At 44.4% G+C, this 16716-nt stretch carries 13 protein-coding genes; 5 read left to right on the plus strand and 8 right to left on the minus strand.

The window, feature by feature from the left end; all coding sequences use genetic code 11:
• Positions 1–561: 561 nt before the first annotated feature.
• The 5 genes from V7K61_RS11105 to xseA all read right to left on the minus strand — a co-directional run bounded on the left by V7K61_RS11105 (position 562) and on the right by xseA (position 9648).
• A complete protein-coding gene (locus V7K61_RS11105) occupies positions 562–5085 on the minus strand; it encodes a PAS domain-containing protein (protein WP_335053377.1) in 4524 nt (1507 codons plus the stop codon).
• A gap of 106 nt (positions 5086–5191) precedes the next feature.
• The gene (locus tag V7K61_RS11110) at positions 5192–5674 is read right to left on the minus strand and encodes a response regulator (protein WP_335053379.1); all 483 of its coding nucleotides are present in this window, start codon (positions 5672–5674) and stop codon (positions 5192–5194) included.
• Complete coding sequence (locus V7K61_RS11115; RefSeq protein ID WP_335053380.1) at positions 5671–7914, minus strand: ATP-binding protein; 2244 nt, start codon at positions 7912–7914, stop codon at positions 5671–5673. The genes V7K61_RS11110 and V7K61_RS11115 overlap by 4 nt, the downstream gene beginning before the upstream one ends.
• A gap of 245 nt (positions 7915–8159) precedes the next feature.
• Positions 8160–8387, minus strand: coding sequence for an exodeoxyribonuclease VII small subunit (gene xseB, locus V7K61_RS11120; RefSeq protein WP_094348247.1), 228 nt, complete (start codon positions 8385–8387; stop codon positions 8160–8162).
• Positions 8380–9648, minus strand: a complete 1269-nt coding sequence (xseA, locus tag V7K61_RS11125) for an exodeoxyribonuclease VII large subunit (RefSeq protein ID WP_335053446.1) — start codon at positions 9646–9648, stop codon at positions 8380–8382. Before xseA ends, xseB begins: the two co-directional genes overlap by 8 nt.
• Positions 9649–9795: 147 nt before the next feature.
• Between xseA and V7K61_RS11130 the strand changes: the two genes are divergently transcribed.
• Positions 9796–10044 (plus strand): helix-turn-helix domain-containing protein, encoded by a 249-nt coding sequence (locus V7K61_RS11130; protein ID WP_335053381.1) that lies wholly within the window; start codon positions 9796–9798, stop codon positions 10042–10044.
• 44 nt (positions 10045–10088) lie between these two features.
• Positions 10089–11075, plus strand: a complete 987-nt coding sequence (locus tag V7K61_RS11135) for a DNA-methyltransferase (protein WP_335053382.1) — start codon at positions 10089–10091, stop codon at positions 11073–11075.
• A gap of 17 nt (positions 11076–11092) precedes the next feature.
• On the opposite strand, the gene V7K61_RS11140 is transcribed toward V7K61_RS11135, so the two are convergent.
• Complete coding sequence (locus V7K61_RS11140; RefSeq protein ID WP_335053383.1) at positions 11093–11686, minus strand: restriction endonuclease; 594 nt, start codon at positions 11684–11686, stop codon at positions 11093–11095.
• Between the two features lie 361 nt (positions 11687–12047).
• Here V7K61_RS11140 and recA point away from each other — a divergent pair, with 361 nt between their 5' ends.
• Complete coding sequence (gene recA / locus V7K61_RS11145) at positions 12048–13127, plus strand: recombinase RecA (protein ID WP_099103724.1); 1080 nt, start codon at positions 12048–12050, stop codon at positions 13125–13127.
• Between the two features lie 492 nt (positions 13128–13619).
• Positions 13620–13943, plus strand: a complete 324-nt coding sequence (locus tag V7K61_RS11150; protein WP_335053384.1) for a thioredoxin family protein — start codon at positions 13620–13622, stop codon at positions 13941–13943.
• Here the strand turns inward: V7K61_RS11150 and V7K61_RS11155 are convergent.
• A complete protein-coding gene (locus V7K61_RS11155) occupies positions 13930–14163 on the minus strand; it encodes a hypothetical protein (protein ID WP_334838410.1) in 234 nt (77 codons plus the stop codon). The genes V7K61_RS11150 and V7K61_RS11155 overlap by 14 nt on opposite strands.
• A gap of 104 nt (positions 14164–14267) precedes the next feature.
• On the minus strand, positions 14268–16118 hold the full coding sequence (locus V7K61_RS11160) for a S8 family peptidase (RefSeq protein ID WP_335053385.1): 1851 nt from the start codon (positions 16116–16118) through the stop codon (positions 14268–14270).
• 118 nt (positions 16119–16236) lie between these two features.
• Between V7K61_RS11160 and V7K61_RS11165 the strand changes: the two genes are divergently transcribed.
• Positions 16237–16671 (plus strand): hypothetical protein, encoded by a 435-nt coding sequence (locus V7K61_RS11165; RefSeq protein WP_335053386.1) that lies wholly within the window; start codon positions 16237–16239, stop codon positions 16669–16671.
• Positions 16672–16716: the final 45 nt, after the last annotated feature.

Raw genomic sequence — 16716 nt, forward strand, 5'->3', positions numbered from 1 at the left:
TCTCGTAGAGAAGGACGCATACTCCTACGGAGAAGCAAGCTACGCACAGCGTCTCGTCAGAGAAGGACGCAAAGGAAGAGAAGCTTAACTGAACTGTATTGGACTTTGCTGTTATGTTTCAGGTAATAAATAGATTTATAAGTTCATTACAATGATTGTTACAAGGGCTTAAGCGTTTCTTATACATGGAAAAGCATTTGTTGCAAAGCATTAAACATTTGCAACAACTAATTATACATTTGCAGCAAATGCTTAAGCGTTTCTTATACATGGAAGAGCATTTGTTGCAAAGTATTAAACGTTTGCAACAACTAATTATACATTTACTGCAAATGCTTAAGCATTTCTTATACATGAAAGAGCGTTTGCAACAAATGCTCCAATTTTGACAACTGATGTTTAAATTCGAGCTATATCTACAGAGAGGTAGCACCGAAAAACAATGTAGAGACGTAGCAATACTGTTCGGTTAAGGCAAGAGACGCGATGAATCGCGTCTGATTATTGTAGAGACGGCGATTTATCGCGTCTTTGTGATAAATTATCATAGATTAAACCAAATCATTTTGAGGAATGAGATGGTTTACTGTGTACAAGTGCCACCACAGATTGAACTAACTCTTCTGGATCGAGGGGCTTGGTAACGTGTCGTTGATAACCACTGGTTATAGCTCGTTCGTAATCATCAACTCTGGCATAAGCAGTCAAAGCGATCGCGGGGATCTCTCCCCCTTTTTCGGGCGTTAAGATGCGGATCTGTTGAATTAGGGAATAACCATCGACTTCGGGCATCCCAATATCACTGACTAAAACATCGGGTTTAAAAGACTCCAGATTTGCTAAAACTTCTGCCGCAGAGGCAACAGTTAAGACTGTAGCTCCGTATTCAGTAAGCAATACTGTTAGTAGTTCACGAGCATCGGGATCGTCATCAACTGTGAGGACTCGAATCCCCGTAAGTTCGAGTGCTGGTTGTGGCAATTCATCTAGCTGCTTGATTTCCGGTTCAATATTTAGCAGTGGCAACTGGACTGTAAAGGTTGCTCCCAAGCCTTCACCAGGACTATCAGCCGCGATGGTGCCGCCGTGAGCTTCAACTAACTGCCGGACGATCGCTAACCCCAATCCTAACCCCCCATACTTGCGGGTAATTGAGACATCTTCCTGACGGAATGATTCAAAAATATATGGGAGAAAGTCTGAGTTAATGCCTTTACCAGTGTCACTGACGGTAATCTGTGCTTGCTCGTTGACTCGCTCTAGTCGGGTTTCTACGCGTCCTCCCTTGGGGGTAAACTTGATCGCGTTGGAAAGTAAATTCCAAACGATTTGTTGAAGGCGGTTGGAATCTCCACAGACTTGCCCAATATTTGGCAGTATGGAATGCAACACAATTGATTTGGAAAGGGCTGCTGTATTTACTGTATCGATCGCAGATTCAATCACAGATGCCAGATTCACAGGAGTAGCCTCGATGCTGAGTTTGCCGCGTAGAATCTTGGCGACATCGAGTAAGTCATCAATCAGTTGAGTTTGCAATTTGGCGTTGCGTTCAATGGTGGCTAAGGCTTCGGCTGTTTTGGCTTCACTAAATTTGCGGGTTTGCAGCAGTTTTGTCCAGCCGAGAATTGGGTTAAGAGGCGATCGCAATTCGTGGGAGAGAACCGCCAAAAATTCATCTTTGATCCGATTGGCGCGTTCGGCTTCGGCTCTGGCTGCTTGTTCTAGTTGCAATAGGCGATCGCGTTCGATTTCAGCTTGTTTGCGATCGGTGATATCCTGTACATTACCGACCATCCGTACCGCATTGCCCGCAGCATCATAGAAAATTTGTCCTTTAGATGCTAACCAGCGAATGCCATCAAGATGTATAGTGCGGAAGTTATCTTCATAGTACTCTTCCTGTTGCTGGATGGTGCGACTCACCGCTTCATTGGCTGAGGTGCGATCGTCTGGGTGCAAGAGACTTAACCACAGTTGATAGGTGATTTCCTTTGTGGTTGGGTCAAGCCCATACAGATTGACGTACTCTTCAGATACATGAGCTTTGTTGTGGATAATGTCCCAGTCCCATAATCCCGATTGCGTGGCTTTGTACGCCAATTTCAACCGGGCTTCGCTCTCCTGCAAGAGGAGTTCTATCTTTTTGCGATCGGTAATGTCTCGTGAAATCAACAAGATTCGTTCCATCTGCCCGGAGGCATCCAAAATCGGGCTAATGACCACTTCCCACCATTTCGGAGTACCTTTTACAGTTGGGCAGTATCCGTTAAAAATGCTGACTTTGCCTGTTTTAGTGGCAGCAAGTGCCTCCTCTGCTTGTTGCCGAGAACTGCCTTCCCAGAAACAGAGCCATTCATTATTGAGATGGGCATTTAAGTCGTCAATTTCCATCAAACACAGTCCACCTGTATTCATGTACAGCAGACGCCCATCAAGGTTTAATACCTTGATGCAATCAGAACTGCTGTCTAAAATGCGGTTTTTAAATTCTTCACTCTGGCGCAAGGCTTCTTCGGTTTGTTGGCGAGTGGTGATATCTCGCCAAGTGGCAACAAATCCATCTCCAAATTTAGCCACGCGGATATCAAAGGCTCTAACTAAGCGTTGCTGTCCGTAATCATCCTCATAAACTAGGCTGTCTTTAATGAGCGGTTGTCCTGTTTCTACTACTTGGCAGTATTCATCAAGCAATCCACTGTCACGATGCCCTGGTAGTAATTCACACAACCCATGCCCAATCTGCTGCTCATAAGTCATTTGATTGTTGAAACAAGCCGCACTATTCACATATTCAGTCACAAAATCGACAATCTGTCCCTGCTCATTCCGTACAGCACGGTATACCCCAAAGCAGTCCAGCATATTTTCAACCGAGGTGCGGAAACGTTCTTCGCTCTTTCGCAGAGCAAGTTCTGCCTGTTTGCGGTGGCTGATATCATGATGGATGCCTGAAAGGCGGAGTGGATTGCCCTGTCGATCGCGCGAAACTACCTTTCCGTGGTTGGCTATCCATTTCCACTCCCCAGACTTGGTTAACATTCGATATTCAAATTTGTAAGATACCGAATCGTCGTGAAGATGAGCATTCAACCGTTCCATCACCCAAACTTTATCTTCAGGATGAATCAGTCGCTCCCAACCGCTAAAGTCCCCAGGTAAATCTCCTTGCTCATATCCCAGCATTTCCAGCCATTGGGAACTTAAATAATCTTCATTGGTAACAATATTCCAATCCCAGAGACCGCCACCAGAGCCTTCTAGTGCCATTTGCAGGCGTTCTTCACTGTCTCGTAAGGCTTGCTCTGCTTGCTTGCGATCGCTAATGTCTTCGGCAATGCCTGCAAACCGATAAATCTCTCCGGTTTCATCTCGAAGGGGAAAGCAGCGATCGTGAACCCAGCGAATACTACCATCGGCTAAAATAATCCGGTATTCCTCATCAAATTTACCTGCAATAGCTTTTTCATGAAACGCTCTGTCTGTCGCTTCTCGATCTTCTGGGTGGATACGATCGACCCATGCTTGTTGTCCTTGATACAATTCTTCCGGGTTCAATCCCCACAGGCGTTTATATGCAGGACTAACATAGCTAACTCGATTTTCCAACACTTCTTTGATCCAGAACACCGCATCAATATTTTCTGCAAGCTGCCGAAAACGTTCCTCACTCTCGCGCAGAGTTTCGGCTGATCGTTTGCGTTCGGTGATATCGAGATCGATACCCGCCATCTGAATCGGTTGCCCGTGTTGGTCGTAGAATACCTTACCCTGACTCAGTGCCCACCGAATCGTACCATTAGGATATACTACTCGAAATTCAATATCATAGTCTTCTCCGGTGGCGATGGCACGATTGACGACTGCTAGAACGCGATCGCGATCGTCAGGGTGGACTCGCGCGGCAAACATCTCGAATGAGCCGTCAAACTCTCCTGGCTCCATTCCAAATGCGGCTTCCAGGTTATCCGACCAGGAAATTTTTCCGGTTTGGATGTTCCAGTTCCACGTTCCCATCCGCGAAGCTGATAGTGCCAATCGCAGCCGTTGTTCGCTCTGGCGTAGTTCTGCTTCTACCTGCTGGCGTTCCTTTAGTTCATGCTGTGCCTGCTGATACAGTTCTGCCTGTCGTAAGGCGATACTCATCTGAGTTGCCAACTCCTTAAGCAAGTCAATTTCTAAGGGCTGCCAAAATCGAGTGGAGGTACAATGATGAGCAATTAGCAATCCCCAAAACTGGTTGTCTTGCAGAATTGGTACAACCAGATGAGCTTTGACTTGAAACTGTGCCAACAATTCAGCGTGGCAGGGGTCAATACTGCCATCGTGAATATCTGATACTGCCGTTACTTGCCCCTGATAATAACGTTCGATATAATTCTTAATCGAGGCGGTATCGTGCCTGACAGGTTGCGGTCGATTCGAGACAATGTAGCTCTCAGCAAGGCAGGGATCGTACATAGTAGACGAAAGCAGCGATCGCCACTGTGTCCCAACTGATTCTGCTATTACTGTGCCATTCCCGTCAGGTTTTAACTGAAAAACCAAGACGCGATCGGTGTGCAGAAATTCTCGCACTTCGGCTACAGTTGTTTGAAGAATTTCATCCAGATTCAGCGATTGGTGAATTTTCTGGGTAATATGTGCGACTACGCGCTCTCGTTCAATACGCTGTTGTAGTTGGGTGCGTAGCCGCACGGTTTCAATTGCCCCATTGACGGCTATTTGCAGCCCTTCTGGGGTGATTTGCTCTTTGATAATATAATCTTGTGCGCCCGCTTTGATCGCCTTAACTGCGATCGCCTCATTGCCCTGCCCAGTGACGACAATCACAGGTAGGCAAGGCTGTTGGGTGGAGGGTTGCAATTGTGCCAGAAATTCCAGTCCGTCCATGTCGGGCAGTCGATAATCAAGCAACACAGCATCAGGCTGATGTTGCTGCCAAAGTTCTAGCCCTTGTTGTCCCAGCGTTGCTTCTAGGATAGTGTAAGAAGACTCGCGATCGCGCAACAAATATCGCCGATAAAGTTCTCGATCTTCTGGGGAATCATCGACAATTAGGAGGGTGCGCTGTTGCTGAGACATCGTAAAATTAATTGAGCGGATAGAGTTAAAGCCCACATTCCGCAGGTTATCATAGAGAGATTACTATTTTAAAAATAGCGCTAAAATCCTCACCAATGTAAAGATTTTAACATAAGGAATCCTGCGGGTAATCAGGCAATGTCGTTACTTCAAACCAATATTCCACGAGCATTTGAATATCTCTTTTCAGTTGAGCAAAATTGATTGGTTTAACAATATAGCTGTTGACACCATATTGATAGCATACTTCAATATCTTTAGGATTGTTAGAGGTAGTAAACACCACCACCGGAATCATCTTCAAGTTGTCATCCTGTTTAATCCGGCGTAACACTTCTCGTCCATCGGTTCCAGGCAGGTTCAAGTCAAGCACAATCAAGCCGGGACGGGGCGCACTCTGGCGCTCTACATAGCTGCCAGTTCGATAAAGAAATGCCAAGGCTTGTTCCCCATTCACACACCTCTGAATAGCGATCGCAATGGTAGATCGCCCTAGAAATCGTTGCAGTGCCTCAAAGTCTTCGTTGCTATCCTCGACAATTAAAAGTAGTGGCATTTGCTGCATCGGGGAGACTGAAATCTGAGTCATGTATTTGCCTCCGCTGAAAGGGTGAAGTAAAATGTACTACCTTCAGTGGGGGTAGATTCCACCCAGATTCTACCACCGTGACGCTCCACAATTTTGCGGGCAATGGTTAATCCTACCCCAGTGCCACCGCCAAATTCGTCCCGTCCATGTAAGCGGCGGAAGATTTCAAAGATTTTGTCGAGATGCTCTGGGGAGATGCCAATGCCGTTATCACGAACGTAGAAAGTTAGAGACGTGGAAGTAGCTCCTTCGATGAAACCAATTTCGACCCACTTCTGGGGTTTATCATTATACTTAATGGCGTTGCTGATTAGGTTGCTGAAGAGTTCATTAATCTGAGCGCGATCGCATTGAATTGTCTTAAAGGGGTGAGGAATACGAAACTCGACTTCGCTTTGCGGTCGGGAAATGGTCAAGGTGGCGATTACCTGGGGTACTAACTCGTTTAGATTCACTGGTTGCCGGATCAGTTCGGCGCGTCCCAACCGCGAAAAATGGAGGAGGGAATTGATCAAGTCTTCCATTCGCTGCGTCAGCCGCACCAAGGTTTGGAGTTTTGCTATTCCATCGCCATCTAGTACGTCTGCATAGTCTTCCATTAAGAAGTTAGCGTAGTTGTGAATGCCCCGCAGCGGTTCTTTGAGGTCATGGGAGGCAACGTAGGCGAAAGAATCAAGTTCTTCGTTACTCCGTTGTAATTCAAAATTCATCGATGCCAGTTTGTCTGCCTGTCGCAACACAACGCCCACAACCAGACTTCGTAGTTCCGCAACCGCTTCAACTTCGCAAGGTTTCCAGGGTAGGGCAGATCCTTGCACCGTTTCTTGCCATAATTCAAAAGATTTGCGAGGAGACATTCTTAAACTGCCATCTGAGAAAACTTCTACAGGCTTGTTGGGGTTGCCGCCCCAATTTACTGTTTGAATCACCTCTGGGCGAAACCAGAGAATGTAATTGTGATGAACTTTGGAAATTTCCAGAGCTAACACGCCACTAGCGATCGCTTTAAATGACTCGGCAGCAGGGTAATCTTTAGTGAGCGATCGCGTCTCAAACAAGTTATGATGCAGTTGAGGTTTAATCCAATCAAGTAAGGTGTGAATCTCTGACTCCGATGGCGTTTTACCCACTTGAATATACTGGTCGCCACTACATATCACCGCTCCCGTGGCACTGACTAGATTGAGTAATTGAGATTTCAGTTGCACCATGCCATCCAGGAAATACTCAGCCTGAGACAAGCCTTCCACAAATTGAGTTTGTAATGACTTTAATTGATTTTTGTAATCAATATCTTCACTTGCTTCTTTATTTGCCAGTTCCACAGACATCACCTGTCCAATGAACTCGCAGATGGTGCGGATATTGTAAGAAACATATTTGGGCGACGAATGATGACAGGAAATCAATCCCCAAAGCTTTTGCTCGTGCATCAGAGAAATAGACATGGAGGCAGTCACGCCCATATTTTGCAGATATTCTAGATGTAATGGAGAAACACTCCGCAACACCGAGAGACTGAGATCCAACGGTTGATTTGTCAAAGGATTGTTCGCTGGAATTAAGGTGGCAGGCTGATAGCTGGCATCTGGAATCAGCCGCAGCCAGTTGAGAATGTATAATTGTCGGGCTTGCTTGGGAATATCAGAGGGCGGATAGTGTAAATCCAAATAGGGCGTTTCCTGATTAGTATCTTCAGCGATGACACTGCCTGCCCCTTCCCGATCGAATCTATAGACCATGACGCGATCTAAACCAGTGATTCGCCGGACTTCTGTAACTACAATCTGGCACATTTCCAGTAGTGTGAGTGCTTTCTGAATGCGGGTAATGGTTCCTCTTACCTGTTGATAGAAGTCAAAAAAGCCTGTTTTGTCCTTCGCTTTTTTCGGCTCTAATTCGAGAATAATAATATTATCTAAACGATGGATAATGCCATCAAAATGAATTGATTTATTTTGATGTTTGATGGATATATTTAGGGGATTAACGCTCTCGAAATCCTCTGACAGACATTGTTGAATCAGCTTAATCTGCTTGACATTGAGTAAATCTGATAGCGGCTTGCCCAGCAAATCATCAGGTTGACGGCCAACGACTTCCTGGGTGTTGCTGCTCACCTGAAGGATTTCCAGGGTGGGATCTTGCAAAACCAGTAAAATCCCGTGAGGCTGGATCAAACTGGGAATGTGGATCGGTTCGCGATCGCAGTTTGTCAAATCAATGATCTCATCAGTCATTCTCTGTTTATCCAACTCTTCATTAGAACTCTGGCTTGAATAATTCGTAATTCGTAATTCGTAATTAAGTTTTGTGACAGGGATTTAGACGCGATAAATCGCCGTCTCTACAAGTGTTTTGTTGCTCATTGTGAACTGTATTGCTTTATATATGAAATTTTGAGTCCTGTATTTTGTACCTCACTTAAAAAGCGAACTCCTATATTCACACTACTAGCCTAGACTCAAACTAGAGTCTCCGACATCTACTCTTGGCTTAATGTTTCAATCAACAAATCTACCTGCTGTTGTCGCTGCTGCAAAAAACCTTCGCACTGACGCAAATACTCTACAGCAGTTGCAAATTGGTCAAACACAGCTTCCAATTCCAACTCACCCGCCTCAATGCGAGTAATAATTCCCTCTATTTCAGCCACCTTCGCCTCATAATTCCAACCTTCCTCAGAACTAGAAGCACTCTTACGTTTAACCATTAACCTCTCTGTGTCCTTGGCGTCTTGGCGGTTCGTTTATTTCCATAACCTTCACTTTAACCCCACCCTGCCCCAACTGAATCACTAACTCTTCTCCCACAGCCAACTCTGCCGCCGAACGAGCGATCGCTCCATCTTCCCTTCTCACCACCGCATAACCACGCTGTAACACTGCTTTCGGGTCAAGACTAGCCAACTTTTGCCGCAATAATTCTAAATGCTGCGTTGCTTGCTGCGATCGCCCAGTCGTAATTTGCACCAAATGTTGACGCTTCCAGGCTAGCTTTTCCACCTCCTGCTGCACTTGCCGATCTAACCGCAAACGTCGCAAACGATTACGTAATACTTGCAGTTTATTCTCAGCATTTTCTTTAAAGTCATGCACCGCCTCATGTAAAGCGACAACTCGCTGCCGATGCTCAATATACAACTCTAAAAGTGCTGGCACAACCATTTCCGCCGCCGCAGTGGGTGTATGCACACATACATCTGCAACTAAATCTGCTAAAGATTCATCTCGTTGATGCCCGATCCCAGTAATTATAGGAATGGAACAACTAGCCAGCGATCGCACCACTCGTTCATCATTAAAGCAGGCCAACTCTTCCACCGCACCACCACCCCGCGATAAAATTAGCACTTCGGCACGACCATCTCTTTCCACGCGCTCAATTGCTTTAACGATAGATTCTGGTGCTTGTTCGCCTTGTACGGTCGCCGGAGAAAATAAAACGTGTAAACCTGGATACCTTTGCTTGAGAGTTTTTTGAATATCGCCCCAAGCAGCAGCCGTTGGTGAAGTGACAACAGCGATCGTTTGGGGATGAGTGGGGAGCGATCGCTTTCTTTGCGCGTCGAACAACCCCTCAGCCAGCAAACGGTTTTTGAGTTGTTGATAGCGTAACGCCTGTAAACCAACACCAGCAGGTAGAGTTTGCCAAACTGATAACTGATACTCTCCCCGTTGCGGATACACGCGAATACTACCCAAAATGATTATCTGTTCACCAGGAACAGGCATTTGGGCGAGTTTTGGCAATTGGCTATTCCATACTACACACTTAATTCCGGCGGTGCGATCGGGATCTTGCAGCGTGAAAAACAACCCACTGCGATGGTGGTTAGCGCTGGAAACTTCGCCAGTTACCCAAACTTGCCGCAATTGTTCATCTTGTTCTAACAGCAAGCGGATATAGTCAGTTAATCCAGATACCGAAAGAGCCGTATCAAGAATCAGAGAGTCGGGAAGGTCGAGAGTCATCAAAGATGCCTGAAAGCATTTGTGCTGGAGAGATTCTAGCATTTTTAATGAAATCCCAAGTTTATGCTAATAAACGCTTTAATCTTTTGTAGACATCATCAATTGCGCTTACCGACTAAAATGTAAATCTTGCTCAAGAAAACATGTATGACAGACTCTGCTTCTAACAAAAGTTCTGAATTAGTCTCTGTAGCTCAAACTGCCAAGTTACTTGGTATAACCCGTCAGCGAGTACACGACTTAATTAAGAATGGTCAGATTATAGCCTGCAAACTAGGGCGTTATTATTACATGGAAGTTGCTGAAGTAGAGAGATATAAGAATCAGCCTACTGGAAAACCCTATCAACCCCGTAGTACAACCTCTCAGAAAAACTCTATTGACAATTGTCAATAGAGTTTGTAAACTCAAGCTACAAAAAAGTACTAAAGGTAAAATCAATGCTCCCTTTTCAACTGATTGCGACTGATGTTGCAACTCAACAAGGATTGCAACAGATTTATAAAAGTGAGTATGGAATTCTCTATCAGGGAGATTGTGTTAAACTCCTTTCAGCATTGCCTAATGAGTCTGTGGATCTGATATTTGCTGACCCACCTTTTAACCTTGGTAAAGAATATGGTGAAGGTGTAAGCGATCAAATGGAGGCAGATAAATATTTAATATGGTCGCAACAGTGGCTTAGTGAGAGCATTCGAGTCCTTAAACCAGGTGGAAGTCTATTTGTATTCAACTTACCCAAATGGTGCATAGAGTATAGTGCATACCTCAATAGGCAAGGAATGTGTTTTCGGCATTGGATTGCTTGTAGAATGCCAAAATCTTTTCCAAGAGGTAAGAAGATGTCTCCTGCTCACTACGGACTAATTTACTACACCAAAGGAGAACCAGCAGTCTTCAACAAAGTCTACACACCCATTCAAGTTTGTCGACATTGCGGTGGAGAAATTCGTGACTATGGTGGGCATCGCAAAAAACTTAATGAGAAAGGTATCAACTTAATGGATGTTTGGGATGCGCCAGAAGACGTTTGGGAAGATGCTTCTGAAGCCGACTCTACTGAGGTTTTATGGACATTGACAGAGGAAATATGGACTGACATTCCACCAGTTCGGCATCGTCGGCACAAAAAACGAGTTCCCAACGAACTTGCTCCTATTATGCTAGAACGAATTATTGCAATGGCATCTAATCCGGGTCAAATTGTGGTTGATCCATTTGGAGGCTCTGGCACTACATTTTACGCAGCAGAAAAACTACAACGTTACTGGATTGGCTCAGAAATAGGGGATACACATCCAGCGCTAGAACGATTAACTAATCTGGCTAATGGCATCATAGAACAATGGGAATCGGCAAGAGGAAGCAAGAAATTAAAACAAAGCAACCCAAATGCGTTACAACTTCCAATTCCTTATTCTACATAGAATGTATGCAGGAAACTTCAGACCAAGGCGCGACCATCAGTACCTTTAGTAAGTGTTGGTACATTGCTATCTAAGCGATCGTGTTCAATTACAAAGATTACAAGAAAACCCTCTTGGATTTGAACTGCCCGCCAAACATCAAAGTATGGCTCTAACTCTTCGTAGTTCCCAATTCGATCCGTTAGATAAGGATAAAGTTTCCTGCTAGGGAGTACCAACGCAGCACCTAGAAAAATACCACGTAGTAATCCGAGAATCATTTTATTGACTGCTCGATGGCTTGAGGAAATATTACCAGTTTCCCACTCAAGAGCGAAAAGATAATTGTCAATGACCTTTGTTGCATCAATCTTTCCTGGTGATTTAGTTGCATATTTAATTCGAGTTTCAAGACTCCATCCAAACCGATCTCTTAACGCAATCATGCAAGCTTCTTTAATTGGCTTGACACCATTCCCATGCCTTATTGGATTGATTGTAAAGCTGGATGTACCTGGAGGATAGACAATTAGAGAGATAGCATCACGAATTTCAGTGCGAATGATACACCAATCGTTTGATTCTTCAAAACTTCCAACACTAATTAAAGAAACTTCTTGAACAATCTTCATCCATAACTCTCACTTGACTTTGTTTCCACCACCCTAGAAGCCATCTACATCTTCCCTTTACCCGATGATGCTCATGTCCTATCGATGATAAGCTGAATAACATTGCCTGTGTTGCTTAAATAATTTTTCTTTGAAAACCCTTGCTTACCCAGCCAAAAAAAGCTATCTCTGAATGCAAGTTGGTATCATTGTGCAAAACTACCCTAATCTGGTAGCGATCGAGTTACGATCTTGTCACACCCTTTTTTGATTTGAGAAGTCCTATTCCAGAATTTTCTGGTTAAAATAGTATATCTGTTCTACTCAAACTCCGACACCAACACTCCTTAAAACCATATATTAAGAGGCATTAGAGACAAGAATGGCTATCAACACCGATACTTCTGGCAAGCAAAAAGCACTGACTATGGTGCTTAACCAGATTGAGCGCAGCTTTGGTAAAGGGGCAATCATGCGCCTGGGCGACGCTACTCGAATGCGGGTGGAAACGATTTCTAGTGGAGCGCTTACCCTAGATTTAGCATTGGGTGGTGGTTTACCCAAAGGTCGGGTAATAGAAATTTATGGGCCGGAAAGTTCCGGTAAAACCACAGTAGCGCTACACGCCCTCGCCGAAGTGCAAAGAAATGGCGGTATTGCTGCCTTCGTTGATGCTGAACACGCCCTAGACCCTACTTATGCTGCTGCATTGGGTGTAGATATTGACAATTTGCTGATTTCCCAACCTGACACTGGCGAATCAGCTTTGGAAATTGTCGATCAGCTTGTGCGCTCTGCTGCGGTTGATATTGTAGTCATAGACTCAGTAGCAGCACTGGTTCCCCGCGCTGAAATTGAAGGCGATATGGGTGACACCCATGTTGGACTGCAAGCGCGGTTAATGAGCCAAGCCCTACGTAAGATTACTGGGAATATTGGTAAATCTGGTTGTACAGTAATTTTCATCAATCAGTTGCGACAAAAAATCGGTGTTACTTACGGTAGCCCAGAAACTACTACTGGTGGTAACGCATTGAAATTTTACGCATCGGTGCGCTTGGATATTCGTCGGATTCAAACCTTGAAAAAAGGTACAGACGAATATGGTAATCGCGTTAAGGTCAAAGTCGCCAAAAATAAAGTAGCGCCGCCTTTTAGAATAGCGGAATTTGACATTATTTTTGGTAAAGGTATTTCTACCTTGGGTTGTGTTGTTGACTTAGCAGAAGAAACTGGCATCATTGTCCGCAAAGGAGCTTGGTATAGTTACAACGGCGATAATATCTCTCAAGGACGAGACAACGCCATTAAGTATCTAGAAGAAAAGCCGGAATTTGCTGAAGAAATTAAGAAACTGGTGCGTGAAAAGTTAGATAAAGGCGCTGTTGTTTCTGCTAACTCTGTAGCTAAAGCCAGTGAAGAAGATGAAGAGGAAGAAGTCGATTTAGAGCCAGAAGAATAAAAAATGTGGATTTATTAATCTGCAATTGCTAATAGATGGTGCGTTACCAAGATAGATAACGCACCTTATTTTTTCTAAAAATCTCGATTTTGGTATGTTGAATGCAAGCCTAAATCCAGACAGTGAATAGCTTTGGAGTGATAAACACATCCTACTTGATATCTTGGCGTAGTGGCCTGTCTTGGCTAAAATGTTGCAAAAAAATTGTAGGTTGGGGAGCCACTGCGTTGCGCGGGTTAAGAGCGTTGTAGCAAGTGGCGTTGGAGGCTTTGCCAAAGCCAACATCCTGATATCTGTTGGGTTGCGCTCCGCTCCACCCAACCTACGTCTAATGCACAATTTTTTTGCTTGTCATGCCACTAGAAGCAGAGAATGAGGAAAAATATTGAATTAGGCTTTCAGCCTAAAGTTGACACTAATGGCCAGCTATATGGTAATATTTCATAGCATTATGCTAAAAAACTTTGCCTAAAATCAAAGAGTAGCCAACCCATGAGTTTAGCTGTAATTAAGTTCTCTTCTGAAGATTGCGGCATCTGCCACAAAATGTCTTTTTATGACAAAAAGGTGGCTGAAGAACTGGGTTTAGAGTTTATCGATGTCAAGATGCAAGATACGACTGCTTACCGCAAGTATCGCAAGATTTTATTAACTCAATATCCCGATAAATCAGAAATGGGATGGCCTACTTACATCCTCTGCAATTCTCCAGAAGGGGAATTTCAGATTGTGGGTGAGGTAAAAGGAGGTCATCCCAAAGGGGAGTTTAGAAGCCGTCTGCAAGAGGTTCTGAATTCCACAGCTAATCAGAACTAATTGCCTCAAAAGATTTGACCTCTAGGACAGGGCCAATCATGGCAGTTGTCATGATATCTTCACGCACCTGTCCTTTAACTTTTGCTTTTTGTCCGGCTTTGAGTAAGTCTTTGTCAGCCCCTCTGAGGATTTCGTAAGTAACACCCTCTTCTGTGACTAACGCCCATGCGCCTGTACCAATATCACGGCGTTCGATTGTACCTGTAAGTGTGATGCTCATAACAGTTCTGAGTGCTGAGTGGGGAGTAGGGAATTAGGAGAGACGCGATTAATCGCGTCTCTACAAGAGTTAGGAGTTATAAAAATTGATTTTCCATTCTCAATTTACGCAATTTTTTCTTCATTTTTCAATGCTAAACGAGCAAGTCCATAACAGACTAGGGCATTAGCAATGAGGAAGAAGCGTGCTAAGTTACCAGTTCCTAATCCCCAAACTGCGGGATCTAAAAATGCACTTACTGTCAAGCAGGCTGCTATACCTAAAGTTGAACCAATGGCAAACAATTTCCAACTAGGATGTCCCAGCAGCAATGCCATTAACACAATGGGAATCAATACGCTGGCAAATAGGGGATTCAACGCATCAGTTCCCTGGAGGGTATTACCTAGTTCAGGAATTGAACTGCCCAAAACCCGGAAAGGCCATTGGGGAAGATCAAAAATATAGATTCCCTTGAGGAAGAATAACCCAGAACTGCCGGCAATTAGTCCACTGGATAAAGACCAACTCCAAGTAAAGGGGAAGTAAACCCGTAAAAACCAAGCTAGCAGATAGGAACCAACTACCATTAAAATCTTGGGTAAGAGCGCGATCGCACCACCATCAATCCAAAAGCCGGGGTTAAGATAGCCGCTATCCCGTAACCACCGGAAGAAATCTGGAAAACTGATTTGTCCGCTAAAGGCTAGTTTGACTGCTGCTTCTGCATTGAGTTGTCCAGCGCCATAATAGTTCAAACCATCATCCTGAATAACTCGCGCTGACTGCTTGAGGACTTTTAAGACTTCATCTGGTTCTTTGATGCCAGCAGCTTTGATTAATGCCGCAACACCGGCAACGTGGGGAGAAGCCATGCTTGTACCCTGGAAGCCCAGAAATACGCCTTCGCCCTTTTCATCGATAGTTTCTTGAAGAATTTTACCAGCTTCACTACCACCAGGAGCAGATATATCTACCCCAGCACCAAAGTTAGAATAGGGCGCTCTTTCGCCATCTGGGCCAATTGCCGAAACACCGATAACGTAGGGATAGCGGGCTGGATAGCTTGCCCCATTGGTGTTTTCATTTCCGGCTGCGGCAATAATAACTACACCTTTTCTATGGGCATACTCGATCGCTTGTTTCATCAACTGGCTTTCACCAGTACCGCCTAAGCTCATATTAATCACATCTGCGCCTTTATCAGCAGCAAATTTAATCGCTTCGGCAATATCGGCAACAGTACCACCGCCATAAGAACTGAGTACCTTCAACGGCATCAGACTGGCTTCGTAGGCAATTCCAGCGACGCCATATTTGTTATTTGTGGCTTGGGCAATAGTTCCGGCAACATGAGTACCGTGGCCATTATCGTCTGTGGCTTCTTCTCGGTCGTTAACAAAATCGTAGCCCTTGACGAATTTTGTCTCATACAAGTCGCGAACCTTGGTAATCCCGGTGTCAATGACTGCGACTGTGATGCCACTGCCTTTAGTTTGACTCCATGCGCCTTCAATACCGATTTTGTGCAAGTTCCACTGCTTGCTGTAATATTGGTCATTGGGGCCAGTTAATGAAGGACTTGCTTCTTCATCTTCTTGGGGTGTTAAAAATTCACCTAGCCAAGCGGTTTTACCTGGTTGGGGAATCTTGTTGTAGATATAGTTTGGTTCAATGAATTCTGTCGCTTGGGCAAACTGAGATTTTTTCAGTTCTTGCAGCCGTTGCCGATCGCCCTTGATAATATACACATTATCTTTTTTAGAAAACTTGTTGTCTAATTGGGGTGTAACGTTGTATTGTTTGGCGATCGCTTGTAGATCCTGTTCCACCACAAGTGATGGAATATCTTCCCGAAAATCAAGCAAAATCGTCTCAAACTCTCCTTTAGCTGCCAATCCCTGGAAATTCAGGAAACCAAATATGGCAGCTCCCAGCCCAATGACAAACAAGCACCATAATATAAGTTTTCTCATATTAACTCATCACCGCTTTTTGCCAGTTTGCTCATACCATAACTTATCTGCACCCCTTGTTGGTAGATTTTGCACTTTTAGTTACAAGTTTCACTCAGGACTCAGGATTTTTTTAACGATGGAACGTGGTCTTTTGTGGTTGCCCCTGTTAGTAATATTTTTCTGGTTAGCTTGGCAAGGCTCGAAGGAGTATCAAAAAGTCGAAGCTTATCGCATCTGGGCAGAGCAATTTGAACGAGCTAAGTATGATATTTATGCTGTATTAGGTCAAAAAGAAAACAATATCACTTGGGGAAAACCCACACCTCAAGGGCCTATTAAACTAGAAACATTCTCCTTGCTTGATATTAAACAAATCCAGCTTTTAGTAGATGAAAAATCAGTAGATGTAAACAATCCACCGGAGAAAGGTCGTTCTATAGAATTAGAATTTCTATTTTCCGAATCTACTAACTCAGTGCGGGTTCCGTTTACAGAAATCCCTTTGGCGGCAGAATGGGGGAAGTTTTTGCAGGGGGCGTTAGAAAGTTTGCGATCGCAACCACAGCAGTAGTTATAGTGACGTACCTAAACTTCCTGAGTACAGGTAAGTGTAGGC

This window comes from Nostoc sp. (assembly GCF_036918015.1).
GTDB lineage: Bacteria > Cyanobacteriota > Cyanobacteriia > Cyanobacteriales > Nostocaceae > Nostoc.

What these genes read in the sequence shown, in the direction of transcription:
- V7K61_RS11105 (WP_335053377.1), bottom strand. Translation starts at nt 5,085, where the DNA reads ATGTCTCAGCAACAGCGCACCCTCCTAATTGTCGATGATTCCCCAGAA.
- V7K61_RS11110 (WP_335053379.1), bottom strand. Translation starts at nt 5,674, where the DNA reads ATGACTCAGATTTCAGTCTCCCCGATGCAGCAAATGCCACTACTTTTA.
- V7K61_RS11115 (WP_335053380.1), bottom strand. Translation starts at nt 7,914, where the DNA reads ATGACTGATGAGATCATTGATTTGACAAACTGCGATCGCGAACCGATC.
- xseB (WP_094348247.1), bottom strand. Translation starts at nt 8,387, where the DNA reads ATGGTTAAACGTAAGAGTGCTTCTAGTTCTGAGGAAGGTTGGAATTAT.
- xseA (WP_335053446.1), bottom strand. Translation starts at nt 9,648, where the DNA reads ATGACTCTCGACCTTCCCGACTCTCTGATTCTTGATACGGCTCTTTCG.
- V7K61_RS11130 (WP_335053381.1), top strand. Translation starts at nt 9,796, where the DNA reads ATGACAGACTCTGCTTCTAACAAAAGTTCTGAATTAGTCTCTGTAGCT.
- V7K61_RS11135 (WP_335053382.1), top strand. Translation starts at nt 10,089, where the DNA reads ATGCTCCCTTTTCAACTGATTGCGACTGATGTTGCAACTCAACAAGGA.
- V7K61_RS11140 (WP_335053383.1), bottom strand. Translation starts at nt 11,686, where the DNA reads ATGAAGATTGTTCAAGAAGTTTCTTTAATTAGTGTTGGAAGTTTTGAA.
- recA (WP_099103724.1), top strand. Translation starts at nt 12,048, where the DNA reads ATGGCTATCAACACCGATACTTCTGGCAAGCAAAAAGCACTGACTATG.
- V7K61_RS11150 (WP_335053384.1), top strand. Translation starts at nt 13,620, where the DNA reads ATGAGTTTAGCTGTAATTAAGTTCTCTTCTGAAGATTGCGGCATCTGC.
- V7K61_RS11155 (WP_334838410.1), bottom strand. Translation starts at nt 14,163, where the DNA reads ATGAGCATCACACTTACAGGTACAATCGAACGCCGTGATATTGGTACA.
- V7K61_RS11160 (WP_335053385.1), bottom strand. Translation starts at nt 16,118, where the DNA reads ATGAGAAAACTTATATTATGGTGCTTGTTTGTCATTGGGCTGGGAGCT.
- V7K61_RS11165 (WP_335053386.1), top strand. Translation starts at nt 16,237, where the DNA reads ATGGAACGTGGTCTTTTGTGGTTGCCCCTGTTAGTAATATTTTTCTGG.